This is a genomic window from Paraburkholderia sp. SIMBA_054 (assembly GCF_046534875.1).
Classification (GTDB): domain Bacteria; phylum Pseudomonadota; class Gammaproteobacteria; order Burkholderiales; family Burkholderiaceae; genus Paraburkholderia; species Paraburkholderia hospita.
In genome coordinates, this window is record NZ_JAWRXV010001292.1 from 1 (window position 1) to 251 (window position 251).

At 53.8% G+C, this 251-nt stretch carries 1 protein-coding gene; it reads left to right on the plus strand.

The window, feature by feature from the left end; translation table 11 throughout:
- Window positions 1–30 precede the first annotated feature (30 nt).
- Window positions 31–251: hypothetical protein (locus tag SB822_RS59275; RefSeq protein ID WP_410859396.1), on the plus strand; the 221-nt coding region annotated here is incomplete at its 3' end.

Genomic DNA, 251 nt, shown 5'->3' on the forward strand with positions numbered 1-251 from the left:
CGCACGGCACTCTGCCAGCAGATACAGTTCATGGTCGCTGCGGGCTGTCCCAATCTTTCATTCAACCTTGGAGCCTATGAAGGATTTGCCAAGGTTCCGACTGACGGGCTTCTCGACCGCGATGGAAAGTTGACGACTAAAGGCATTACCGGGACGAGCGGGACATCAACGATCAACCAGCTCAACGTTGTTTATGCGTGGCCCGTGCTGACGAACATCCTTTATCTGATCGAAAGTCCACATGCTGCAGG